Below are 25,448 nucleotides of genomic sequence, written 5' to 3' on the forward strand. Positions count from 1 at the left end.
GAACTATTCCCATAGGAGCCTACGTGTATTCAGGCTGCTCCGTATTTCTATCTAATAAGATTTTATCTATCGCAAAGATAACAATCTTTTAGAATAGCCTAAGAAATAGATAGTTAGGAAGAAAGGAGCCACTGATTGATTATCATTCTAATGCTAGGGGAAAAAGCATCAGAATTATAGAAGCAGGGCTCTTTTTTACCCCACTCTTAACGGACAGTAAGACTCCCGCCTCAAGCTTATGAGAATACGAGGAAGCTAGGTGGGAGATCAACTGTCCGTAAACGTCCGATTGGTTCAACTAAACATCAGTGGGGGAGGAAGGTAAACCCCCACTGATGGAAGTTTCACTTTATCTAGGGAGGGATTAATATGTTAAAAGGAATTATTTTTGATTTAGACGGAGTTATTACAGACACAGCAGAATATCATTATTTAGCGTGGAAGAAAACTGCTGAGGCAATTGGCGTTCCTTTTGATCGCGAGTTTAATGAAGAATTAAAAGGTGTTAGTCGAATGGACTCTTTATATAAAATATTGGACCATGGCGGAATTCGCGGGCAATTTTCCGAAGCGCAAGTCGAAGAGCTGGCGCACGATAAAAATATTTACTATCAAGAACTAATTAAAGAAATAACGCCTAACGACTTATTACCTGGGATAAAAGATTTCTTGCTGGAATGCAAGGAAGCTGGGTTAAAACTTGGTCTCGCATCTGCAAGTAAAAATGGGCCTGTAATATTAGATCGATTAGAAGTAACGACTTTATTTGATACAATCGTAGATCCTGGGAAATTGAAAAAAGGGAAGCCTGATCCTGAAATCTTTGTAAAAGCAGCAGCGCAGTTGCAACTACAAGTGAATGAATGTATTGGAGTGGAAGACGCAGAGGCAGGCATACAAGCAATAAAAGGGGCAAATATGTTTGCGATAGGTGTTGGCACCCCAGACCGAATGAAGTTAGCAGATTGGCAAGTCGGAAGTACAACAGAGATTACCCTTGAACGTTTGAGAGAGAAGTTAGGGGAATAGAAGAGGAAAGGGAATGGAGTGGAAAATTTGCTTCATTCTTTTTTTATTTCAGGACTGTCTGAGTGAGGAGGGAAAGTACGTTTATATAAGAGAGGGGAAAGAGAGAAAGATGGTGTTCATAAGCTAGAGGAAAGCCGAAGTTGGAAAGGAAAGAGAGGAAGATGGTGCTCATAAGCTGGATGAAAGCCGAAGTTGAAAAGGAAAGAGAGGAAGATGGTGTTCATAAGCTGGATGAAAGCCGAAGTTGAAAAGGAAAGAGAGGAAGATGGTGTTCATAAGCTGGATGAAAGCCGAAGTTGAAGAGAAAAGAGAGTAGAGTGGCGTTCATGCATCAAATAAACGCCCGTCATCATCCAAACAGAAGAAGCAAATAGCAATTTACTTCCATAAGGTCCCATCCAATCCCAATACACCAAAAAAAGCGAGTACCTTAAGAAATAACTCAAAGTCTCGCATTCTGAATAACTTAAATATAAACACCAAAATTAATGGGAAGTCTTAAATTGCAATATGGAAAACGCACCAGGAGCTAAGGTTAATTCTTTTTCTAGACTCCAAATGATTTCTTTATCATGATACAGATCGTAAACATTTTTATTGTCGATATCCTGTACTGGAATGGTAAAAGTTTGCTCTTCATCCGTATTGTTAATCGAGAAGATAATATGCTCTTCTTTGTACGTTTTTTGGTACATAACAATATTGCTATCTGCTTCTATAAAGGTAAATGAACCTTTATTTCCAAATGCTGGATGACTCTTACGAAGAGTAATTAATTTTTGAATATGGGCAAATAAATCAAGATCCTGTTTGTCTTTATCCCACACCATACATTTTCTACAGCCTGGATCTTGTGTGCCATTCATTCCTACCTCATCCCCATAATAGATACAAGGTGTTCCAGTAAAAGATAAAAGGAATAAATATAATAGTTTTGCTTTATCTTTTCGATCATTTGCAAGCGTCAAGATACGCGGAGTATCATGACTGTCCAATAGATTAAAAGATACTTCATTAACACTATTTGGGTACATGTGAAGCACATTGGTAATCGTATGCTTAAAGGCGGTAGAAGTAATCGAATCTTTAGCAAAGAAATTGACAGCACCAGTTGTAAATGGATAATTCATTACGGCATCAAACTGGTCCCCTTGCAGCCATGGCATGGAATCATGCCATATTTCGCCGAGAATATATACATCAGGATTTAATGCTTTTACTTCTGTTCGAAAATCTCTCCAGAAATGGTGATCGACTTCATTTGCTACATCTAATCTCCAGCCATCAATACCAAATTCTCTAACCCAATAGCGACCTACCTCAAGTAAATATTCTTTTACTTCTGGGTGACTTGTGTTTAGCTTTGGCATAAAAGGGGTAAAGGCAAAAGTATCATAGTTTGGAATTGGTGCTGTTTGTATGGGAAATTCACGAATATGGAACCAATCTTTATAAATAGATTCTTCTCCCTTCTCCATGACATCTTGCCATTGAGGGAAGAAATAGCCACTATGATTAAACACAGCATCTAGCATAATCCGAATGCCATTATCATGAAGAACATCTATCATTTTTTGAAACGTCTGTTTATCTCCAAACTGGGGATCGATTTCCATATAGTCGATTGTGTCATATTTATGATTGGAGTAAGCTTTAAATATTGGTGTAAAATAAACACCATTAACTCCTAAATCCACTAGATGGTCTACATGATCAATAACACCTTGAAAATCGCCGCCAAAGAAATTTGTAGGTGTTGGCTCTGTACTACCCCATTCTTGCGTATCGGCAGGATTAAGTGCTGGGTCCCCGTTAGCAAAACGTTCCGGGAAAATTTGATACCATATCGTATCTCTCACCCAGTCGGGAGCATGAAAAGAATCTTCTTTATGCACAAAGGGTACACAAAAATAATAGGCAGTATCGTCTGTTGGAATTGCTTCATAAAATCCTTTTTCTGTATAGATAAGTGTTTCCTCTTTAGATGAGAGCTCAAATCCATAACGTAAACGTCGGTATTCAGGCTTTATTTCGATAAACCAATAATCATAAAGTTCCGTGCTTCCACTTTTTTTCATGGGAGCTTTTTTGTATTGCCATGCTTGATTTACAAAAATGTAAGGGTCACCAAAAAGGAGGTGAACAGAGTCAATATCCGCTTTTTTTGTCTGGAGGCGGATGTGTACCGTATCGTCTTTATAAATATAAGAAAAATTATTGCCAGGTCGATGATAAATCGCTTCTTTTAACATAAAATCTCCCTTTCTACGCAATCGTTTGCATTATTAAAAGTTGAGTATCTAACGAAAAACTATTATAATATAAAAAGATAAAAGGAAAACGTTTGCACCCTTCTATTATCAACCCATTTCTGTTATTTATCAAGCATATTTATAAAAAAGTTTAGAATTATGATGATGGTGAATTTTTGTTGTAGAATAAATGAAGATATTAATTAGCATGCTTTCAATAATTTAGTAATCATATGGACAGAGAAATTTAAATTTATACTGGGGGAGTTCCATTGGCAACACTTTCAGATGTGGCAAAGAAAGCAAATGTCTCAAAAATGACAGTGTCAAGAGTGTTAAATCATCCAGAGCAAGTTACAGATGAGTTAAAGCAGCTTGTATATAAAGCAATGGAGGAATTGAGTTATGTTCCTAATTATGCGGCAAGGGCATTGGTTAATAATCGAACACAAGTGATTAAGTTGTTGATCTTAGAAGAAATGGATACCGTTGAACCGTATTATATGAATTTACTAACTGGAATGAGCCGAGAGTTGGACAAGAACCATTATTCTTTGCAGTTAGTGACAAGGACATCTCTTAATATAGGTAAATGTGATGGAATTATTGTTACAGGGATGCGGGAGTCAGACTATTCATTTATTGAGAAATTAACGATTCCAGTTGTCTTATTTGGAGAGAATTTGCATGGATATGATTTCGTTGATGTAGACAACAAAAAGGGAGCATATGTAACGACTAAACATATTTTAGACTTAGGATATAAACAGCTTATTTTTATGGGGATTGATGAGGACGAGCCCTTTGGACAGCTTCGTGAGGCTGGTTACCTAGATGCGATTTCTGAAGATGATTTAGAAGGCAAAATTATAAGAGTAAAAAATAGTTCAAGAGCAGCTGAAGCTATGGTTTCTGAATTCTTATCAAAGAACGATGGCAAATTTGGATTTGTATGTGCTTCTGATCGTATTGCGACAGGCGTAATTCGTGCGATACAGAAAACAGGAAAAAGTGTGCCAGAAGATTATGTCGTAACTGGATTTGACGGCGTCTTTTTAGATAGAATTTCCTCACCTAAAATTACAACAATCAAGCAGCCACTAATGGAAATGGGGGAGGCGTGTGCACGCATGCTCCTGAAGAAAATTAATGAAAGAAATAAAAATCAAGGAAAACATATTTTTGAGCCGAAGTTGATTATTCGAGAATCGACTATATTAGATACCTAGATGAAAATAAGAAAGACTACAAAATGAGCTGTAGTCTTTCTTATTTTCATCTATGGGGGATAAGGTATAAAGTTTTGCCTTTTCTATAAAAATGCCAATTACCAACGTGAAAAATAAGTTATCATTCCATATTGCTATGCCGCTTAAAGGCTTCCTCGAATCCAATCTCATTTAATTCTGCAAAGTTAAGACAAATGGTATCAAATACAAGATGAGCACATTGATCAAATAAGGAGCCCAAGGGTTGTATAGATTTCATCTCAGTTGCCTTACGATATTTTGTGCTTGCGGGAATACAGATTGTATGAGTTGCTGCTTGCACAAGTGGAGAGTTAAGGTCGGTAGTTAGAGCTAAAACACTGCAACCTAGTTTATTGGCTGTTTCAGCTGTCCATATAACAGATTTTGTCTTACCAGAACCAGAGATAGCGACTAAGATATCCTCATGAGAAATGGAAGGTGTAATGGTCTCTCCAACTACATAAACAGTTGCTCCCAAATGCATCAATCTCATTGCAAAGGATTTGGCCATTAGGCCGGATCTTCCTTCTCCAACCACAAAAATTCTTTGTTTTTCTCTAATTAGTGCTGCTGTATCGACTAATAGGTGTTCATCAACCTGAGCTAACACAGCTTGGATTTCTCGTTGAATAGTAGTAAGCTTACTCATTGATAAAAGCGCCTCCTTTTGCTAGTTTTCTAAACTGTTTTGCTACATTCGATGGATTATCAGCTTTCGTGATGGCCGAGCCAATAATGGCTATATCGATTCCGCTAGCTAGAAGCTGTGGCAAAGAATCTAGTGTTATTCCTCCTGCTGCGGCAATTGTGTGCTTAGCTGTTAAATAGCCCGCTGCAGTTTGATTGTTTTTCCATGCCCTTTCTCCCATCAATTCTTGTTCATCCTTGCTTATATGCAGGCAAAAAATAGCCCCCTCTATCGCAAGAAGAGATTCCTGCTGCTCCCTAGAAGTGTTTAAGAAATCAATCATTACTCTCTTTTTATATTTTCTAGCCATTTCCATACAAGTTTCAATGGTTATTAATGGAGCCGTTCCCATGACGGTAATAATATCTGCACCAGCAGTGAAACTAATCTCTGCTTCATATTTCGCATTATCGATTGTTTTCGTGTCAGCAAGGATTGTTTTATGAGGAAATGCATTTTTCATTTCTCGAACACTATCCATTCCAAACTCTTTGATGAGAGAGGTTCCAACTTCAATCCAATCAATATCAGACTCTACTGAACGTGTTAATCGTATTGCTTCAGGAATAGTTAATCGATCTAAAGCTAATTGAATGTTCATTTGTATTCACAGCCTTTTCTTTTATTACTAAACCGGTTTATTAAAAATCAAAAAAATAATAAAGCGAGGATTGTCTAAGAAGCGTTGTTCTATTCTAGAAGGAACGCTTCACCAATTCCCGAAGATCTTTAAAGCTTCTTTATCGAGGATTGTCTAACAATCAATTCACATGGATAAATAATTTTTTTTGCTTCATAATGATCCTTATTAATTTGCTTTAAAAGTATCTCCGTAGCCTTTCTTCCCATTTCAAAAGCAGGCTGTGCAATCATAGTCATTGGGGGATTGGAAAGGTGAGCAAAAGGAAAATTATCAAAAACAATCAGAGAAACATCTTCAGGAACGCGAAGTTGATTTTCCTGTAAAAAGGCTAATGTCTCTAAAAACACTAAATCATTCCCTGCTAAAATAGCCGTCGGTGGATTCTCTTTCTCAAAAAGTTGGCTTAATTCTGTCTTCACATTTGCTATTTCAGAACTAATGATATAGTCATTACATATGTCTATCGAGAATGCTTGCAACGCTTTCTTATATCCTTCAATTCTTTCTTTTCTTGTTGAAATGGTTAATGGCTGTGTCAAAATAGCAATATTTGTGTGTCCATTTTCCAAAAACAATTTGACAGCTTGAAAGCTAGATTCGACATTCGTTGAAAGGATAAAAGGAGCGTCTATTTCAGGAATCTCTCTATCCATAAATACAACTGGATAGTCTTCCTCGATCATTTTTGCGTAAACATCAATGTTTTGCCCTGTTGGAAAAATAATAAGCCCATCTACCTGCTTCGCACGTAACGTTTCTATATATGTTTTTTCCTTCGTAGGATTATTATCAGCATTACAGATAATCGCTTGATAGTCATGCTCAAAGCAATAATCTTCAATGGAACGGCAAATTTCCGTAGAAAAACGGTGTACAATATCTGCAACAATAATTCCAATCATGGATGTTTTCTTTTGTTTAAGGCTGCGAGCAATATAATTTGGATGGTAGCCTAGTTCTTCTATTGCACCCTTAATTTTTTTCCTTGTGTCTTCACCCATGTACTCATATCGTTTATTGATATATTGGGAAACGGTGCTTTTGGAAACACCAGCATATTTTGCCACATCTGCCATGGTTACTTTCGCCATTTGTTTTCCTCTCTCACACTTTAATAGATTCTTTTCTAGTATAAAACAATCTATCCTTACATGGAAAGGGAAAGAGGAAAACGCTTAAAATTAGTCGTGTAGTGGTCGATGTGTTAATTTAGATTTATTTTTAATCATAGGCTTTTCATTTTTCGTCGCAATGATAGTTAAAATAGCCGACAATAATAAGGAGATTGCCATGAAATTATAGGAAGCTCCAAAACCACCTGTTAAATCATTTAAATAACCAACAATGTAAGCTCCGGCAAAAGAACCTAATGCTCCCATACTGTTTATCAATGCCATTGCACCACCAGAGACATTTCTAGGAAGTATTTCAGGAATAATAGCAAAGAACGGACCATATGGTGCATACATTGCTCCCCCTGCGATAGAAAGGAGAATAAAGGATAACCAGAAATTACTTGTTCCAATTAAATAAGAACCATAGAAGCAAATTGCTCCAATTAAAAGAAACGGATAGACGAATAGTTTACGATTTTGATATTTATCAGAGAAGTAAGAAATCGTTAACATAAGAATACAGGCTAATAGATAAGGAATAGATGCCAGCCAGCCAGTTGTTACAATGCTTGCATTTGGCGCTGAGTTAATAATCGTTGGCAGCCACATCACAAAGCCATAGACACCTATGCTCCAAAGGGCATATTGAAGACTAAGCAGGATAACAGTCTTAGATTTAAAAGCTTCTTTATAATCTTTAACAGGCTTAAGTTCCTTTTGTTCTTCTAATAATGCTTTGTTAAGTGCTGCTTTTTCCTCTTTGTTCAGCCATTTTGCATCTTTTGGATGATCATTCACTAGTTTCCACCATAAAAATGCCCAGATAACGGCAGGTAAACCTTCTAAAATAAACATCCATCTCCAACCGAGCGATTCCAAAATATAGCCTGAAACGATACTCATCCATAAAACCGTTGCTGGATTTCCGAGTATTAAGAATGTATTCGCGCGCGAACGTTCTGCTTTTGTGAACCAATGACTTAAAAATACTAGCATGGCCGGCATAACAGCGCTTTCTACTACACCGAGGCTAAAACGTATAACGAATAAAATTTTTACGTTTGAAATAAGTCCTGTTGCTGTTGCTAATAAGCCCCAAAGAATTAAGGACCAAAAAATTAATTTTTTAGCACTTTTATTTTCTGCATAATGGGCGCCTGGAATTTGAAAGAAGAAATATCCTAGGAAAAATAGCGCTCCTAGTAGAGAAGAGGTAGCGGCAGTAATATTTAGATCCTCAGCTAAGCCACCTGCAGCACCGAAGCTATAATTTGCTCTGTCTAAATAAGCTAAGCTATAGGTAATAAAAACAATCGGGATAAGGCGAATCCATCTTTTTTTAGAAAGGGTATTCATATGTTTACACTCCTTTGAGATTGATTGTTTATATAATGAAGCAGTTCATGCTTTTCTGGATATCCGGTATTGTCACCAAGAGATTGAACAGCTAACGCTCCAATAGCATTTCCTCGTTGTACAGACTTCTCGATAGAATGGCCTTCTAATAAACCACTAAGAACACCTACTGCAAATCCGTCACCTGCTCCAACTGTATCGATCACCTTTTCGACATGGTAGCCATTTATTGTTCCCTCTTCGTTAGGTGATTTAAAATAGGCACCTTGTTTGCCAAGTTTGATGATTACTAATTCCACACCAGCATCTAAATAGTAGGAGGCAATATCACTAGGTGTTTTATAACCGGTTAGTGTTATGCCTTCCTCTAATCCAGGTAAAACGTAGTTAGCTTGTTTAGCGAAGGAGTTAATAGTATCAACCATTGCCTTTTCTGAATTCCAGAGCTTCGGTCTTAGATTTGGGTCAAAAGAGACTTTTTTAGCATGGCGTCTAAAATAGGATAAAGCATGTTGTGCAAAATCTCTAGTGTCGGAGGATAGGGCTAATGGGATGCCTGTCATATGCAAATGCTTAGCTTTTTGAAAGTATTGCTCATCAAAATCTGCAATACTTAAATGACTAGCGGCAGAACCCTTTCGAAAATATTGAACTTCTGGGTCTCCTTGCGTTACACGAGATTTTAATTGAAATCCTGTTGGGAAATGGTTATCTGTTATGATCTGGTCGACATGAACATGATTTTTTTGAAGTCTTTCGATAATAAATTTCCCAAAGGCATCAGCACCTACCTTACTTACAAAGCTTGCATCGAACCCTAATTTAGCTAAACCAATTGCTACATTTGTTTCTGCCCCCGCCAATTCCATTGTAAAATGCTGTATCTCATGTAATGGACCACAAGAATCGGCTATAAACATGGCCATTGCCTCACCGAACGTAATAACATCAATTGATTGCATGCGAATTTTCCCTCCCTTGATTGGATTGAACAATATCTATATATTTATTAATTTCCTCCATCGATTTCTCGAGGGAAAACTCCAGTGCTCTTGGAATGGATGCTGAGATACCTTGATCTATCCTTCGCCAATCAGCAGTTTGTTCAGGTGGTAAGGGCACAGTAAAAAAAAGATTATCCTGCTTAACTACATGCTTTAAATGGAAATAGAAAATATAAGGATGGAAAATTTGAAAAGCTTCATAAGCATCTTCTTGTTGGAAAGCCCAATTACCAATATCAAACGTCATCCGTATTTTTAACCCTAGGATAGAAGCGTTTTCAAAAAAAGATGCTAGTGGCTGTATTTTTCCACCTTCCACTGTTTGGTCGTTTTCTACTAATAAAGAGACGTTAGGGTATTTCTTTAGAATTTTCCCTAATGCTTGTAGATCTGATTTCTTCTTATCATAATGCCCAAGTGGAAGCTTCACCCATTGGGCAGAGAGAAAGTTGCTTTCTTCCAAAACAGTATGAAGTGCCTGTTCGTTTACAGTGCCTAAGTTATTCCATACGGGAATGGGGGCGGAGTAAACGGTATATAAGTCAGCTTTGTGAAGAATAGGTTGGATATTTTGCAGGACAGGTAGCAAATCTTCTTCCTTTATTAATTCCCTTCTAATTTCTATTCCTGTTGCCTTTGATTTTCCAACGATCGAAATAGCTTGAAGCAAATCTTTCATGGATATTTTTTTATCAAAAAAGGAATTTAAAGGGATATATATAGCAGACATTTCACTATCACCTCTCATAAAACGATTTAGTAAACCGGTTTAGTTGTATTGTAAGTTGTATGAAAGCGCTTTTCAATACTTAATTTAAATTTTTCAATAATTAGGAGAAAAGTTGGGGAAGGTTAATTTGCGAAAACTATTGGTTTATTCGCGAAAAGAGGAAAGATATTCGCGAAAACATTTAAGAAATTCGCGAAAAAGAAGAAAATATTCGCGAAAAGCACAATTTATCAGCCAAACCAAAAAAGGTCTATGTAAAAGACTCTTTTACATAGACCTTATAAAAAATTTCTTTATGCATGACTCTTCATGGAACGATTAACTTTCACTCGCTCCCAAGGCTTTGATTTCCAACGTCTAAAGGCAAATATGCCTCTAAACCATTCGTCTAGTCCTTGAGCAAGCCAAATACCGAGTAGACCTAATCCTAATGTAATCCCTAGTGCATAGCTCAATGTAACTGCGATTCCCCACATAGAAATAATACCGATTATTACAGGGAAACGGACATCTCCAGAAGACTTTAAGGAACTCATTAAGACAATGTTCATTGCTCTTCCTGGTTCTGTAAAGACAACTGCCCACAAAATAGGTAATCCAATAGCGATAATTTCGTAGTTGTTCGTGAATAGCTCTAAAATTGGCTGACCGATAAATGCCATCACCAGTGCGGCAATTAAGGAGACTATCATGGCAAGTCTAAGTGTTTTAATGCCACGTTTTAGCGCACGATCAAACTGCTTTCCACCAATATAGCGGGCAACAAGGAGTTGGGTCCCTTCAGCAATTGCTAAAGTAAATAAGTAACAGATCATCGAAATATTACTAATATAAACCCTTGCTGCTAAGGAAGCATCTCCAAGAGAAGCAACGATGGCAGTAATCATCAATTGAGAAAATTGATACGACAAATTCTCCCCAGCAGAAGGAATACCGATATATAACATATCCCGTATATCCTGTTTATTCACTTTGATAAAATCTTTTACTTTAAAAGTTAAAGCGATTCGCTTGTAAACTAGATAAAGCAAAACGAGCACGGCAAATGATCTGGCAATAACAATCGTCCAAGAAACGCCGACAACACCTGTAATAGGTAAGCCAAAAATTCCGAGAATACTAATGGCATAACCCAATACGCTGATTACATTCATCAAAACACTAACAATCATGGATTCTTTTGTAAAACCGTGGCTTCTTAATACAGCGCTAAGTGCAAGTGAGAGAGATTCTAAGAAGAGGGACGCACCACATATACGAACAAATATTAATCCGTATTCTAATACTTCACCGCGGATATCAAATAGTTGTAATAAATGTTCACCGAAGACAACAACGAGGGCTGCTATTATCATTCCAAACCAGAAGTTTAGACCAACTGCCGAACGGGCAAACCTTCTAGCTTTATGAAGCTCATTAGCTCCTAGTTTTTGTCCAATCAATATCATAGCAGCGATAGAGGTAACATTAAAGACAAGGATAAAAATTCCAAGAAGTTGATTGGCAACCCCGACTCCTGCAGCAGCGCCATCTGAATAATGGCTGAGCATTAAAGTAGCTGTTACTCCCATTCCCATGTGTAAAGCAAGTTCAATAAACAATGGCCAAGATATATTAAAAAGAGACTGATTTTGTATTTTAGTTGTTGAAACGCTCAACAGTTAAGCTCCCCTTTACATTTAAAAATAACAAACATAAGAACCATTTTATGCTTATTTAAAAGAAAGTAAAGAGAAAAACAATATATTTTTTAGGAAACTTTTCAAAAATCTTGAATATAGTAATAGTTGCGCTTTTTTCGTTATTTTTCTTGGGATTTTTTAGAGGTAATATTCATAACTTCCCATAATTAGACTTCGAAATATCGATGTTCCATTGATTGTTCATTTTGTTACTGTTTTTCTCGATAATAAAAAACATTTAAAAAACAGTTAAAATGTAATGATTAGTGTCATGACAAGTGTTATTATAGTAGATAGTTTTCATAAATATATGATCAGTGGGAAACATAAGGAAAAAATGGGAGGATAGCAATGAAAAAAGAAATATCACAAAGAAAGATTCTTGGCATAGCAGGACTAGGATGGATGTTCGATGCGATGGATGTTGGAATGCTTTCATTTATTATTACTGCTCTTCAAGTTGATTGGGGATTAACTGGAAAAGAAATGGGCTGGATTGGCAGCATGAATTCGATAGGAATGGCTGTTGGAGCGCTTGTCTTTGGAGTAATGGCAGATAGAATCGGAAGAAAACATGTGTTTATGATTACGTTATTATTATTTTCTATTGGTAGTGGGCTGTCTGCTTTTACCACTTCGTTAACTATCTTTTTAATCCTGCGTTTCTTTATTGGAATGGGACTTGGTGGAGAATTGCCAGTAGCATCCACACTTGTTTCTGAAAGTGTGCCAAAGGAAAAACGTGGGAGAGTAGTTGTATTACTTGAAAGTTTTTGGGCTTTTGGGTGGTTATTAGCAGCTGTTATTTCCTATTTTGTGATTCCAAAGTATGGCTGGCAAGCAGCACTTTTAATTAGTGTACTCCCAGCTTTTTATGCGATTTATTTGCGGTTGCATTTACCTGATTCGCCGAAATTTTTAAAAGTGGAAAAAGAGAAGAAGTTAACAATAAAGGAAAGTATGCAAGCGGTATGGTCAAAAGAAAACCGGAAGCAAACAGCGACATTGTGGATTCTATGGTTCTGTGTCGTATTTTCCTACTATGGAATGTTTTTATGGCTTCCAAGTGTAATGGTTTCGCAAGGTTTTAGTATGATTAAGAGCTTTGAATATGTATTAATCATGACATTAGCACAATTACCAGGTTATGCAGTGGCAGCCTATCTAATTGAAAAAGCCGGAAGAAAGTTTGTACTCGTTTTATTTTTAGCTGGGACAGCCGGAAGTGCATTTATGTTTGGGGTAGCGGACAGTACAGCAATGCTGCTTACAGCAGGAATCCTTTTATCCTTCTTTAATTTAGGCGCATGGGGTGCTCTTTATGCTTATACACCAGAACAGTATTCTACAAAGGTTCGTGGAACAGGTGCTGGGATGGCAGCAGCAGTTGGAAGAGTTGGAGGAATCTTAGGACCGCTATTAGTTCCTTACTTAACAGCTCAAAATGTATCAATACCTACTATTTTTACTATTTTTTGTATTGCTGTATTAATTGGTGCTGCAGTAGTTCTCTTTTTTGGAAAAGAAACAAAGAATATAGAAATCATTTAAGAGTGGTTCGCCACTCTTTTTGTTAAATATTCTGACAAAACTTCAATTATTAAAAGAATATCTATTCTTTCCTTCAAATTGATTTTATTTCACCTAAATAATAATCATTTCCCTCAAAAAAAGAAAAAAAACCTTTCATTATGCTATTTATGATAGCGTTTTATTATATTCTGAAATAAAATAGTTATTTACATTTTCAGAATATTGGTGATATTATAACTAAACAATAATTAACCGTTTAGGAGGAGCATATCATGAAAATCAAAGCAAATACATTACTAATTATTATACTCATATTATGCTCTTAGGATTAAATAATCCCTTTTTATCATAACGGGAATTGTTTAGTCCAGTTTTTGTTTATTAAAACAAGGCACTAAACAGTTTGTAAGGTTTGACGGTGCCTATCCAAATATTGGACAGGTTTTTTTGTTTTTATTGATAGGATGATTATTTTTTAAATAGAGGAGAAGACAACGATGAAGAATAAAGAATATTTCATGGAACAAATGTATAAAGCCTCAGCAGGAATGTCTAATGCCGTACTTGTAACATTAGGAATGGGATTGCTATTAGAATCGATCGGAAAAGCATTTGGCTGGGATGTATTAATCCAGATTGGTGGAGTAGCAAAGGTGTTGCTTGCACCTGCATTTGGAGCAGGGATTGCCTACCAGTTAGGTGGGAACACATTAGTGATTTTTAGTGCAATGGTCTGTAGTACGATTGGGGGAAATGCTTTACATGCAACAGATGCAGGGATGGTATTAGTTTCTGGACAGCCAATTAGTGCTGTGCTAGCTGCAATCGTCGCAACATATGTTGGTAAATGGGTTAATGGAAAAACTATTTTAGACATGGTAGCAATTCCAGCGGCAGCCATTTTTGTTGGAGGAATCGCAGGAGTAGGATTAGCAGCAGTAACAACGCCAATGCTGGAATGGATTAGCGCACAAATTACATCTTCTGTTCAAGGCTATCCACTAGTGGCACCAATGGTTATTTCACTAGTATGGAGCATTCTTTTAATGACTCCGGCATCATCAGCTGCTTTAGCAATTGCATTACAAATGGATCCTGTTTCAAGTGCAGCGGCGTTAATCGGTTGTACCGTACAATTTGTCGGATTTACAGCAATGTCTCTTCGTCAAAATGATCTAGGAGGATTTCTTGCACAATCAATTATTACACCAAAAGTGCAGTTCCCGAATTTAGTGAAAAATCCATTATTAATCATTCCGCCTTTTGTGGCAGCAATCATTTGTGCACCAATTGCTACACTAGGATTTGGATTTACTGCAACTTACGAATTAGCGGGATTAGGATTAAATTCCTTAATTGCACCGATTAGCGTTCTAGCAACACAAGGACTGCACGGATTTTTAATCTATGTTGCTGTAGGCATGGTACTTCCAATTGTGATTACGTTACCTCTTTATTATGTTATTCTTCGTGTAGGTTGGGCTAAAACGGGAGATTTGGCTATGAGGGTACAATAAAGTTAGTTATAAATCGAGTAGGGAAGGCTAGGTGCCTTCCCCCTGCTCGATTTATTTATTAGGGATGAATTTAATCTTTTCTAATTGGTACATCTTATCCTTAAAAGTATATGTAATATGAAAATCACCTACGTATCCACCTGCTGGCGAAATAGTCGCTCCTATAATAGCAGTCAATTTATTATCCAAAATTTCGATTTTACTTATATTACTAATTGATATATCTGGAAATAAGTCTTTCGAATTAATCCCTATTTTATCTATTTTTAAAACAGTTTTTTTAGTTCCTATATTAATAATTGCTTCTGTTTTTGTTAATTTTGTTTTGACATTTTTTAAAATAATCGCCATTGGATTATCCACAAGTATTTCTTTATAAGAGTTACCAAGATTGGTTTTAATTTGATGAAATACATGAACATTTTGTTTTACAATATCATTTCCATACCCTGTTGTTAAAACAAAAATTAGTTCCTTTTTTCCATCTTGATTAATGTCTTTATAGAAAGTATTTGGCCAATAAGTCTGATTTGATACATTAAACCAAAACGGGAGATACTTGTCACCACTTAATAAGTGTAACCTAAAATTTTCTAACATCCCTTCTCTTTCAGTAGCATACAAATTAATTCCTGCTTCAGGTAGACTCTCGACAAGTATTTCTTCTGTTTTATGTTGATTTGTAACAATTTTAGAAATTCTCTTTTCAACTGCATAAGTTTCTAATGGAATTAACATAAATAATATTACAAAAAGCACCGTGAATTTTGTTAGTAACCTCATATTTATTTCTCGCTTATTTTTTATAATATTATTCCAAACAATTTATCCTTTATCCATTAAGGGCTTTGATTTTGGAATAAATTCCCTCGTTTTTTCTTGTGAATTTGATCACAAAATAGTTGCATTAAGAAATATTCGATGTATAATAAAGGTGTGAACGAAATGTGAATTGCGTCACAATATATGTGATTTTTTTCACTAATTAAGTGAAGTGTTTCACATTCAATCTATTACAAAGGAGTTTTTAAACGATGAAAGTAGTTGTAATTGGATGTACACATGCTGGAACAGCAGCAGTAAAGACGTTAGCAAATTTAAATAAAAATATAGATATAACAGTTTATGAAAAAAATAATAATGTTTCCTTTTTATCTTGTGGTATTGCTTTATATGTTGGTGGCGTGGCGAAAGATGCGAGTCAATTATTCTATTCTTCACCAGAAGAGCTAAAATCCCTTGGTGCAACTATGCATATGGAGCATGAAGTATTGGATATTGATACAGTAAACAAACAAGTACGTGTGAAAGACTTAAATACAGGAGAAGAAAAGATTGATCAATATGATAAATTGGTGATGACAACAGGATCTTGGCCAATTATTCCACCAATTGATGGCATTAATTTAGATAATATTTTGCTTTCTAAAAACTATAACCAAGCAAATGAAATTATTGAGCGATCCAAAAATGTAAAGAATGTCACTGTAATTGGTGCTGGATATATTGGTGTCGAGTTAGTGGAAGCATTTGCGTTAAATGGAAAAAACGTGACGTTAATTGATAGTGAAGATCGAATCTTAAATAAGTATTTAGATAAAGAATTTACTGATGTCGTAGAGGCTGAATTTGCAGAGCGTAATATTCATTTAGCTTTACAACAGACGGTAACAAAATTTGAAGGAAATGAACAAGGAAAAGTAACGAAGGTTTATACAACGAAAGGCGAATATGAAACGGATTTAGTTATCTTATGTGTGGGATTCAGACCGAATACCCATCTGTTAAAAGGAAAAGTAGATTTACTGCCAAATGGTGCGATAAAAATTAATGAATATATGCAATCAAGCAATTCTGATATTTATGCGGCAGGTGATAGCTGTGCAGTTAATTACAACCCTACAGGAGAAAAGGTATATATTCCCCTTGCAACAAATGCTGTTCGAATGGGTACATTGGTAGGACATAACATAGCTGGGCAGCCATTAAAGTATATGGGAACACAAGGAACTTCTGGATTGCATATTTTTGGATTAAATATGGCATCTACTGGCTTAACAGAATTGACTGCTAAGTTTAATGATATTCCTTATGAAGTAGTAGAAGTAATTGATAATGATCGTCCAGAATTTATGCCGACATTCCATGAAATTCGCTTAAAAGTACTTTTCCATAAAGAGACAAGACAAATTTTAGGAGCACAATTAATTTCAAAAGCGGATGTTACGCAAATGATGAATACTTTATCTGTATGTATTCAAACAAAAATGACCATTGACGAATTAGGCTTTATCGATTTCTTCTTCCAACCACATTTTAATAAACCGTGGAATACGTTGAATCAGGCAGGATTAGCCGCTTTAGCTAAGCCGAAGGAACTTGTTGAGCAATAGAAGTTAGGTATAAGAATCATCTCTTCATAAAGGGATGATTCTTTCTTTTTTGGGGGAAAGAAACGTATACTAAAAGAAATATATGAGGAGAGAGACTATGATCGATTATATAAATCCATCAACAGAGGAAATAGCAAGACAACTTTTAGGGAAATTACTTATTCACCAAACACCAACACATACATATAGTGGCTATATTGTTGAGACAGAGGCTTATCTTGGTGTGGAAGATATGGCTTGTCATAGCTATGCTGGAAGACGAACACCTAGATTAGAATCGATGTATAACATAGGTGGGACAGTCTATGTCTACACCATGCATACGCACCATATGTTGAATATTGTAACAAAGGAAGCAGGGAATCCACAGGCTGTGCTTATTCGAGCAATTGAACCCCTTCAAGGAACAGTTCAGATGGGAAAAAATCGAAAGGCAACAGGCATAACAGTCTGTAATGGTCCAGGTAAATTAACGAAAGCAATGGAAATTACAAAGGCTTTAGATGGCGTATTATTAAATGAAGGATCCTTATGTATTACAGAGGGAAAGGAGCCATCGATAATTGGCATATCTCCGAGAGTGGGAATTCCAAATAAGGAGGATTGGACAGCTAAGCCTCTTCGATATTATGTAAAAGGACATCCTTTTGTTTCTGGAATGAAAAAAAGAGATATCCTGCACGAGAATGAATATTGGCTTTAAGAATAAGTAGCAATCTTTAATGTGGAAACCGCTTTCTAATAATAGACTGATAAGATATGATGGAAATATCATTAAAGTGGGATTAAAAGAAAAGGGATCGAAAGGAAATGGTTAAAAAGGAGTGAGTTTAATTGTTACCTATGAGACAACAAAAGATATTACATCAGCTTATGCAGTCAAAAGCACCTTTATCCAGTGATTACTTAGCAAATAGCCTGAATGTAACGACTAGAACAATAAGAAGTGACACAAAAGCATTAACCGATGTATTAAAAAATAATGGAGCGCAAGTTGTATTAGTAAGAAAGAAGGGCTATGAACTAGTTATTGAAAATTATCATTATTTTAAACCGTTTTTAACGAAAATAATGAACGAAAATCAATTAAGTACTTCCATTCCTATAGAACCAGAGGAAAGAGTGGACTATGTTCTCAAACGCCTTTTATTAGCAGAGGGATACCTGAAAGTTGAACAATTTGTAGAGGAGCTGTTTGTGAGTGAATCCTCTATTAAAAATGATTTGAAGGAAGTAAGAAGATTATTGCAGGCATTTAACTTAGATTTGGACAAGAAGCCAAACTATGGCTTGAAAATAAAAGGAGAAGAGGCTAAGCTTCGATATTGTCTTGCCGCATATGTATTTGATCAAGAAGAAACAAAGTCTATTCTTCCTAATAAAAACATAGAAGAAATCCAAAAGATTATTGTGGAGCAAGCAAAGCGATCTGGTATTTTTCTTTCAGATATTGGAGTGAATAATTTAGCGACACATATTGCGATTGCTTGTATTCGAATTCAACATAACAATTATGTTTCTATGCCTTTAAAAGAAATGCAACCTCTAAAAGAAAAGAAAGAATTTCAAGTGGCGACACAGATTGTTCAGTTTTTAGAAAACGAGTTGCAAGTTGCTTTTCCTGAGTCAGAGATTGCCTATATAACGATTCATCTATTAGGTGCGAAAATGGTAGTTTACCAATCTGATAGCAGGGAGAATATACTCGATATGATAGAGGAGGATATTTTAGCTTTAACGAAAGCGATGCTACAGGAAGTGGAGCAACAATTAGAATTAGACATTTCTTATGATGAAGAATTAATTTATGGTTTATGTTTGCATTTAAGGCCAGCGATTAATAGATATAAATACGATTTAACAATAAAAAATCCATTGCTTGCAGAAATAAAGAAAAATTACCAAATGTCCTTCGATGCAGCGGTTATTATGGGGGATTTCTTAAGTAGATATCGGAACATGAACATTAATGAGGATGAAATAGGTTATTTGGCCTTGCATATTGGAGCAGCGCTAGAGAGGAAGAAGGCAAAGGGAAGTGTTAAAAGATGTCTAATTGTATGCGCTACCGGTGTGGCAAGCGCTCAATTACTGTATCATAAACTTCAATCTACCTTTGGGAATAGACTGGATATTGTAGGAACAGCTAATATGTTTTCCATCGATAACTATGATCTTAGCACAATAGATTTTATTGTCAGCACCATTCCTATTAAAAGGGAATTAACTATACCAGTTATTGATGTACATACGATTTTAAGAGAAGAAGACATTAGCAAATTAGAACATATTGTTGTTGATAGAGTCGAAAATACATTGCAATATTTTCATCCAAGTCTCAGTTTTTTTCAACAAGATTTTCAAACGAAAGAAGACGTACTAGCATTTTTAGCAAGTGAGATTATTCAGGCCGGAATGGCTCCGGACCATTTCTTTGAGTTAATCATGGAAAGAGAAGAGATTGCTCCAACCAGCTATGGAAATTTAGTTGCTATTCCTCATCCAATAAAACCAATCACCGAAAGCACTTTTCTATCCATTTGCACACTGGAAAAGCCAATTCAATGGGGAGATAATAAGGTGCAATTTATTTTCTTATTAAGTGTACAAAAGAAATATAAAAAAGATATTCAAAAATTATATCAGTTATTAGTTAAAATATCAGGAAATGCCTATTTAGTGAATCAACTATTAAAAGTAAAGTCATTTGCTGAATTTAAAGCATGTATCGTCAATATGGTTCAATAGTAACCTAATATAATTTGAATTTTTAGTAAAGGAATTTTTGAAAAGTTTAAAGGAATTTTTATACGTTGCTTGGAGTGGAAGGGGTGAGACTCCTGTGGGATTAGCGAGACAGCTTAGACCCTGCTGGCCAAAGGCCGAAGCGGCTCAGCGCGAGCCCCACGGAAAGCGAACCCCTGGAGCGGAAAGTAACCTCCCTATTCAAAGGGATCAATAAATATATTATATACAAACTTTTATTTCTACAATTTAGGAGTTTGTTTACAGTCTGAAGGAACTCGTGTTTATGAGTTCCTTTTTTGAGTCAGCGATTTCCGGTTTAACGTGGAAAATAAGTGCATGTAAATGAAAGCGTTTTTCAAATAGAATGAAATCAAGAAATGATGGTCATGCATGATTCCTATCATTTTCATTTAAATAAGAAACGGAGGTTAATCGATGAGTTTTAAAGATAAAGCTACAGAGACCCTTGGTAATGTTGCTTACAAAATTACAAATCAAAAATATATTATGGCCATTAAAAAAGCATTTGTTACTTTAATGCCTGTCATTATAACTGGGGCGTTTGCCGTTTTGATCGCCAATATGGTTATGGGAACAGAGAGCGGATTAGCTCATTTTAAGGCATTTGCCTTTTTAGCTGATTATCAGCCAATTATGAAAGCAATTCAATATGCTACGTTAAACTTTCTTACTATTGGAGCTGTTTTTCTCATTGGTATTGAACTCGGGCGGATAAATGGTCATCAATCGTTATTCCCTGGAATATTAGCGATGATGTCCTATATATCTGTAATTCCAACAACGCTTGAATTACTTGTCAATGAAAAAAGCCAATTGGTAGTTGATGTTTTAGCTAGACAGTTTTCTGATCCAAAAAGTTTATTTCTTGGAATGATTATCGCGATTATATCGGTAGAGATTTACTGCAAATTGTCTAAAGTAGATAAGTTGAAAATCAAGATGCCAGATAGTGTCCCATCAAATGTAGCAACTTCGTTCTCAGCACTAATTCCTTCTATTTTAACTGTAACGATTGTTGCGACTTTTGGATTTCTTTTTTACAAAATTACAGGGATTTATTTATATGAAGCAGTATATAACATTGTACAAAGACCTTTAGAAAGTGTAATGCAAGGACTGCCAGGAATTCTTATTCTCATGTTCGTTGCCCAATTTTTCTGGGTGATTGGTATTCATGGAAATCAAATGGTAAAACCGATAAGGGAGCCGTTATTACTTGCCTCCATTACCGTAAATATGACTGCCTTCCAAGAAGGAAAAGAGATACCAAATATTATTACGATGCCATTTTGGGATGTATACATGAGCATTGGTGGCTCAGGTGTAACAATTGGTTTATTAATCGCCATCTTTATCGTATCGAAACGAGAAGAAATGAGAAGTATTGCTAAATTATCCATTGGACCAGGTGTTTTTAATATTAATGAGCCAGTAATATTCGGATTGCCAGTTATGTTGAACCCAGTTATGGCAATACCATTTATTATTACACCGCTAATTACAGGGACAATTGGCTATATTGCAACACTTACTGGTTTTGCTGGTAAGGCTGTCGTGATGGTTCCTTGGACAACGCCGCCAATTATTAATGCGTATTTATCAACAGCAGGAAGTGTTGGTGCCGTTATTACACAAATCATTTGTATTGTTGTTTCGGTTCTTATTTACTTGCCATTTGTATTGATTGCAAATAAAGCCCCTACTGTTCCAGAAAACGAATAATCAAAAGAGGAATGGAACAGGTAAGCTAGGTTATGATTTATGGTCGAGCCTTAGGAAGCATGTATTTAACAGGCATTTGCAAGGCGCTTTAAAAGAGTAAGGAGGAGTAATGATGGAACAAATAAAACAAGCTATTCCAGAAGATTTTATATTAGGAGCAGCAGCATCTGCATGGCAGACAGAAGGGTGGACAGGAAAAAAAGACTCACAGGATTCCTATATGGATCTTTGGTATAAAAACAATAAAAATGTTTGGCATAATGGCTATGGACCAGGCATCGCCACAGACTTTTATAATCGATACAAAGAAGATATTAATATAATGAACGAAATTGGGTTAACGCATTTTCGGACATCCATCAATTGGTCTCGTTTTCTGCTTGATTATGAAAATGCAGTGGTAGATGAGGAATATGCAGCTTACATCGACAATGTCATTGATGAGCTAATAGAAAAAGGCGTAGAACCGATGATTTGTTTAGAGCATTATGAATTGCCAGCTATTCTTTTCGAAAAATATGATGGATGGAATGACAGACATATTGTTGATCTATTCGTTAAATATGCAGAAAAAGTATTGGAGCGATATGGAAATAAAGTAAAGCACTGGTTTACTTTCAATGAGCCTATTGTTGTACAAACTCGTGTTTATTTAGATGCCATTCGTTATCCATTTGAGCAAAATACAAGAAAATGGATGCAATGGAATTACCATAAGGCCCTCGCTACTGCTAAAGTAGTGGAATTATTTAAACAAAAACAGCTACGTGATCATGGCGCAAAAATCGGCGTGATTTTGAATCCAGAAGTTACGTATGCAAGGTCTTCTGCTACTCATGATCAAGATGCGGCCCGCATCTATGACCTATTTTTTAATCGTGTGTTTCTAGATCCATCAATTAAAGGAACATACCCGGAAGAGTTAATAACACTATTGAAAAAACACGATATTCTATTTGAACATACAGAGGAAGATTTGGCTGCCATAAAAAACAATACGGTTGACTATGTAGGCATTAATTTATATTATCCACATCGGGTCAAAGCAAGAACAACGGCATGGAACGAAAATACTCCTTTTCATCCATCCTATTATTACGAAATGTTTGATATGCCGGGGAAAAAAATGAACCCATTCCGGGGCTGGGAAATTTATCCGCAAATTATGTTTGATATGGCTATCCGTTTGAAGGAAGATTACGGCAATATAGAATGGTTTGTTGCAGAAAATGGAATGGGTGTGGAAAATGAATTTAAATACAAGAATGACCGTGGAGTAATCCAAGATGATTATCGGATAGAATTTATTAGTGAACATCTTAAATGGTTATTAAAAGCAATCGAACAAGGAGCAAACTGTAAAGGTTATATGCTTTGGGCTTTCACGGATAATGTGTCCCCCATGAATGCCTTCAAAAACAGATATGGGCTTGTAGAGATTAACTTAGAGGAAAACCGCAATCGAGAAATGAAAAAGTCAGCTTATTGGTATAAGCAAATCATTGAAACGAGAGAAATAACAGTTAAAAATGATGATTTTATTAAATAACAGGGGGAATCAATCATGAAAAGAATTATATTAGCTTGTGCAGCGGGGATGTCTACTTCGATTGTGGTATCAAAAATGAAGACAGCTATTAAGGCAAGAGGAGAAGAAATAGATGTTTATGCTATTCCAGAAGGGGCAATTGCCGATGAATTAGCAACTTCAAGTGAGGGTGTAATGGCGATCCTTTTAGGACCACAAGTACGCTTTATGAAACAAGCTGCTGAAAATGCGGCGAAACCATACGGGATTCCAGTTGATGTTATTGATACAAAGCTATACGGTACAGCAAATGGAGAGAAAATATTAGACCACGCGTTATCATTAGCAAAAAATTAATGGGTCAGTAGAGGTGGCGGAATGAATACTTTAGAAGAAATGCAAACAGCAGCTTTTCAAATTATTACGTATGCAGGAGAAGCGCGCAGTAATTATGTAGAAGCAATCCGTATAGCAAGAGCGGGAGAAATAGAAGAAGCTCGTCAAAAGATAACAGAAGGTGAAACTAGCTATAATCAAATCCATAAAGTCCATGCCTCTCTTATACAAAGAGAAGCATCTGGAGAGCAATTGCCTTTTTCCCTGATTCTTATGCATGCAGAAGATCAAATGCTAACAACCGAAACATTAAAGATTATGGCAAGTGAAATGGTTGAAATGTGTGGAATGATTTTAAATAAGACATCATAAAGGAAAGTAAGAGACTGGGACAAAACAAAATATAAATAGATAAAGACGAACAATTTCTCATTTAGTAGCGAAGCCAATTCGTTCCATCCTTTTTTTAAAAGAAATATAATGAGTAGGAAATACAAAGCAGCCTGAATACACGTAGACTCCTATGGGAGGCTTGGCGCTCGGCCCATGGAAAGCGAAGTGTATGCAGGCTGCGGGTGATCACCACAAACCTTCTTTCTTAAAATGAATAAACCCCAAACAATTATACAAACTTTTCTTAGCATGTACGTATAATCGTTCGGGGTTATTTGGTTGAAAAGGCTTATGTCCCAGCTCCTTATTTTTTGGAACTATTTCATGAAATTTTCCCTTCCTTTATTTTTTCATTTCTAACTAATGGTTTTTCATACACTAGTTTAATGAAATAGCCATATAAAGCCGCTAAGATTTGTTGAAATAGCATCCCGATCACAACGGGAACAGCTACTGCTGGAGGAAAGAAGCCTACAGCAAGTACGGCTCCAGCACTAATGTTTCTCATACCCCCCGAATAAATCATCGCAATGATTTCCTCCTTGCTACGCTTCGTTATTACCCCTAATATCCATGCAAAAAAGTAACCAGATAATGCAATGATAAAAACAGTAAGAGATACTTGAAGAAATTTTTTATCAATATTTCGTAAGTAAGGAGCAACAACGGAACTGTTAATACTAACAACAAGCGCTAATCCAATTTTGGAAAAAGGCGAAAGTGTCTGGTTCCATGCTTTGGCTTTTTCCAATGCAAACTGATTCACAAGCATACCAGCAATCGAAGGTAGAACAATCATTCCAAGGAGACCTTTCATCATCCCCCACACCTCTAATTGTACAGCTTCTCCAACAAGCAAACTCATACTCAATGGAACTAGGAATGGAGAAAGCAATGTATCGAGCAATATAATCGCGAGTGTGAGCGCGATGTTTCCTTTATATAGGCTAACCCAAATAACACTCGTAATCCCAGTAGGAATAACAACGGCTAAAGTAAGACCTGTAATTGTATAAGGATCATTTTGAAAAAATAGATGCCCGATCATAAAAGCCCATAAAGGAGTGATGAGATGAAGAATAGCTAGTGTTAAGAGTAAAGAAAGTGGGTGAGTAATCGTATATTTCACTGATTTTAAGTTAGATGTCAAGCTACCTATAAAAGTCATGACAGCAAAAATCCATGGTACTAAGAAAGCGGCATGATGCAGCACGCCCGATAGTAATACACCAATTACTACACTAATAGGGGTTAAAAGCGGCATCCACTTCCCAAGAAAAGCATTCATTTTTTGTAACATGCACAGGACTCCAGTCTAAATTTATCTATTTATCATTTAATAATAAAGTGGGTTGTGGGAAAATTCTTATATGATGTGAAAAAACACAAAAGTAGTGATTAGGTGCAATTTACATTATTCGTATATTCAAAGAGGTAAGAATAAGCTAATATTAACACATGAAAGCGTTAGCAAATTTATGATCTGAAAATTTAAATAAAATAATTAG

General features: G+C 36.0%; 21 protein-coding genes. 11 read left to right on the top strand and 10 right to left on the bottom strand.

Annotation, left to right across the window (positions count from 1 at the left end; genetic code table 11):
• The first annotated feature begins 369 nt into the window (after positions 1-369).
• Positions 370-1,029: a beta-phosphoglucomutase gene (gene pgmB, locus NST60_RS12540; RefSeq protein WP_101729943.1), complete on the top strand. Its 660-nt coding sequence runs from the start codon at positions 370-372 to the stop codon at positions 1,027-1,029.
• A gap of 485 nt (positions 1,030-1,514) precedes the next feature.
• Here pgmB and NST60_RS12545 read toward each other — a convergent pair whose 3' ends face one another.
• Positions 1,515-3,281, bottom strand: coding sequence for a glycoside hydrolase family 13 protein (locus NST60_RS12545; RefSeq protein ID WP_224427749.1), 1,767 nt, complete (start codon positions 3,279-3,281; stop codon positions 1,515-1,517).
• 272 nt (positions 3,282-3,553) lie between these two features.
• Between NST60_RS12545 and NST60_RS12550 the strand changes: the two genes are divergently transcribed.
• Positions 3,554-4,510, top strand: a complete 957-nt coding sequence (locus NST60_RS12550) for a LacI family DNA-binding transcriptional regulator (RefSeq protein ID WP_224427748.1) — start codon at positions 3,554-3,556, stop codon at positions 4,508-4,510.
• A gap of 121 nt (positions 4,511-4,631) precedes the next feature.
• Here the strand turns inward: NST60_RS12550 and hxlB are convergent, their stop codons facing one another.
• The 7 genes from hxlB to NST60_RS12585 all read right to left on the bottom strand — a co-directional run bounded on the left by hxlB (position 4,632) and on the right by NST60_RS12585 (position 11,725).
• Positions 4,632-5,180 (bottom strand): 6-phospho-3-hexuloisomerase, encoded by a 549-nt coding sequence (hxlB, locus tag NST60_RS12555; RefSeq protein ID WP_016202624.1) that lies wholly within the window; start codon positions 5,178-5,180, stop codon positions 4,632-4,634.
• Positions 5,173-5,820 (bottom strand): 3-hexulose-6-phosphate synthase, encoded by a 648-nt coding sequence (gene hxlA, locus NST60_RS12560; RefSeq protein WP_224427747.1) that lies wholly within the window; start codon positions 5,818-5,820, stop codon positions 5,173-5,175. The genes hxlB and hxlA overlap by 8 nt, the downstream gene beginning before the upstream one ends.
• 128 nt (positions 5,821-5,948) lie before the next feature.
• Entirely contained in the window at positions 5,949-6,953 is a 1,005-nt protein-coding gene (locus NST60_RS12565) for a LacI family DNA-binding transcriptional regulator (RefSeq protein ID WP_224427746.1), read from the bottom strand.
• 90 nt (positions 6,954-7,043) lie between these two features.
• A complete protein-coding gene (locus tag NST60_RS12570; RefSeq protein WP_341098871.1) occupies positions 7,044-8,333 on the bottom strand; it encodes an MFS transporter in 1,290 nt (429 codons plus the stop codon).
• Positions 8,330-9,295 carry a sugar kinase gene (locus NST60_RS12575; RefSeq protein ID WP_016202620.1) on the bottom strand — a complete coding sequence of 322 codons (966 nt, stop codon included), beginning with the start codon at positions 9,293-9,295 and terminating at the stop codon, positions 8,330-8,332. Before NST60_RS12575 ends, NST60_RS12570 begins: the two co-directional genes overlap by 4 nt.
• Positions 9,282-10,067 (bottom strand): sugar phosphate isomerase/epimerase family protein, encoded by a 786-nt coding sequence (locus NST60_RS12580; protein WP_016202619.1) that lies wholly within the window; start codon positions 10,065-10,067, stop codon positions 9,282-9,284. The genes NST60_RS12575 and NST60_RS12580 overlap by 14 nt, the downstream gene beginning before the upstream one ends.
• 293 nt (positions 10,068-10,360) lie before the next feature.
• Positions 10,361-11,725 carry an MATE family efflux transporter gene (locus NST60_RS12585; protein WP_212117760.1) on the bottom strand — a complete coding sequence of 455 codons (1,365 nt, stop codon included), beginning with the start codon at positions 11,723-11,725 and terminating at the stop codon, positions 10,361-10,363.
• 369 nt (positions 11,726-12,094) lie between these two features.
• On the opposite strand from NST60_RS12585, the gene NST60_RS12590 reads away from it, so the two are divergent.
• Together NST60_RS12590 and NST60_RS12595 are read left to right on the top strand one after the other, a co-directional pair.
• Positions 12,095-13,300, top strand: coding sequence for an MFS transporter (locus NST60_RS12590; RefSeq protein ID WP_101729939.1), 1,206 nt, complete (start codon positions 12,095-12,097; stop codon positions 13,298-13,300).
• Positions 13,301-13,779: 479 nt separating this feature from the next.
• Positions 13,780-14,799, top strand: coding sequence for a PTS transporter subunit IIC (locus NST60_RS12595; RefSeq protein ID WP_016202616.1), 1,020 nt, complete (start codon positions 13,780-13,782; stop codon positions 14,797-14,799).
• Between the two features lie 51 nt (positions 14,800-14,850).
• On the opposite strand, the gene NST60_RS12600 is transcribed toward NST60_RS12595, so the two are convergent.
• The gene (locus NST60_RS12600) at positions 14,851-15,582 is read right to left on the bottom strand and encodes a hypothetical protein (RefSeq protein WP_205835683.1); all 732 of its coding nucleotides are present in this window, start codon (positions 15,580-15,582) and stop codon (positions 14,851-14,853) included.
• Positions 15,583-15,833: 251 nt separating this feature from the next.
• Between NST60_RS12600 and NST60_RS12605 the strand changes: the two genes are divergently transcribed.
• The 7 genes from NST60_RS12605 to NST60_RS12635 all read left to right on the top strand — a co-directional run bounded on the left by NST60_RS12605 (position 15,834) and on the right by NST60_RS12635 (position 23,919).
• Positions 15,834-17,192, top strand: a complete 1,359-nt coding sequence (locus NST60_RS12605) for an FAD-dependent oxidoreductase (protein WP_224427744.1) — start codon at positions 15,834-15,836, stop codon at positions 17,190-17,192.
• A 100-nt stretch (positions 17,193-17,292) separates the two neighbouring features.
• On the top strand, positions 17,293-17,895 hold the full coding sequence (locus tag NST60_RS12610; protein WP_224427752.1) for a DNA-3-methyladenine glycosylase: 603 nt from the start codon (positions 17,293-17,295) through the stop codon (positions 17,893-17,895).
• 140 nt (positions 17,896-18,035) lie between these two features.
• Positions 18,036-19,940 carry a BglG family transcription antiterminator gene (locus NST60_RS12615; protein ID WP_341099845.1) on the top strand — a complete coding sequence of 635 codons (1,905 nt, stop codon included), beginning with the start codon at positions 18,036-18,038 and terminating at the stop codon, positions 19,938-19,940.
• 435 nt (positions 19,941-20,375) lie between these two features.
• Entirely contained in the window at positions 20,376-21,683 is a 1,308-nt protein-coding gene (locus NST60_RS12620) for a PTS sugar transporter subunit IIC (RefSeq protein WP_169189425.1), read from the top strand.
• A gap of 112 nt (positions 21,684-21,795) precedes the next feature.
• On the top strand, positions 21,796-23,232 hold the full coding sequence (locus tag NST60_RS12625) for a glycoside hydrolase family 1 protein (RefSeq protein ID WP_341099846.1): 1,437 nt from the start codon (positions 21,796-21,798) through the stop codon (positions 23,230-23,232).
• 15 nt (positions 23,233-23,247) lie between these two features.
• Positions 23,248-23,568, top strand: coding sequence for a PTS sugar transporter subunit IIB (locus tag NST60_RS12630; protein ID WP_101729921.1), 321 nt, complete (start codon positions 23,248-23,250; stop codon positions 23,566-23,568).
• Positions 23,569-23,589: 21 nt separating this feature from the next.
• Positions 23,590-23,919, top strand: coding sequence for a PTS lactose/cellobiose transporter subunit IIA (locus tag NST60_RS12635; RefSeq protein WP_016202596.1), 330 nt, complete (start codon positions 23,590-23,592; stop codon positions 23,917-23,919).
• A 343-nt stretch (positions 23,920-24,262) separates the two neighbouring features.
• Here the strand turns inward: NST60_RS12635 and NST60_RS12640 are convergent, their stop codons facing one another.
• Entirely contained in the window at positions 24,263-25,240 is a 978-nt protein-coding gene (locus NST60_RS12640; protein ID WP_224427743.1) for a bile acid:sodium symporter family protein, read from the bottom strand.
• Positions 25,241-25,448 lie beyond the last annotated feature (208 nt).

The organism is Niallia sp. FSL W8-1348, from assembly GCF_038006745.1.
In the GTDB taxonomy this organism is placed as follows: Bacteria; Bacillota; Bacilli; order Bacillales; family Cytobacillaceae; genus Niallia; species Niallia alba.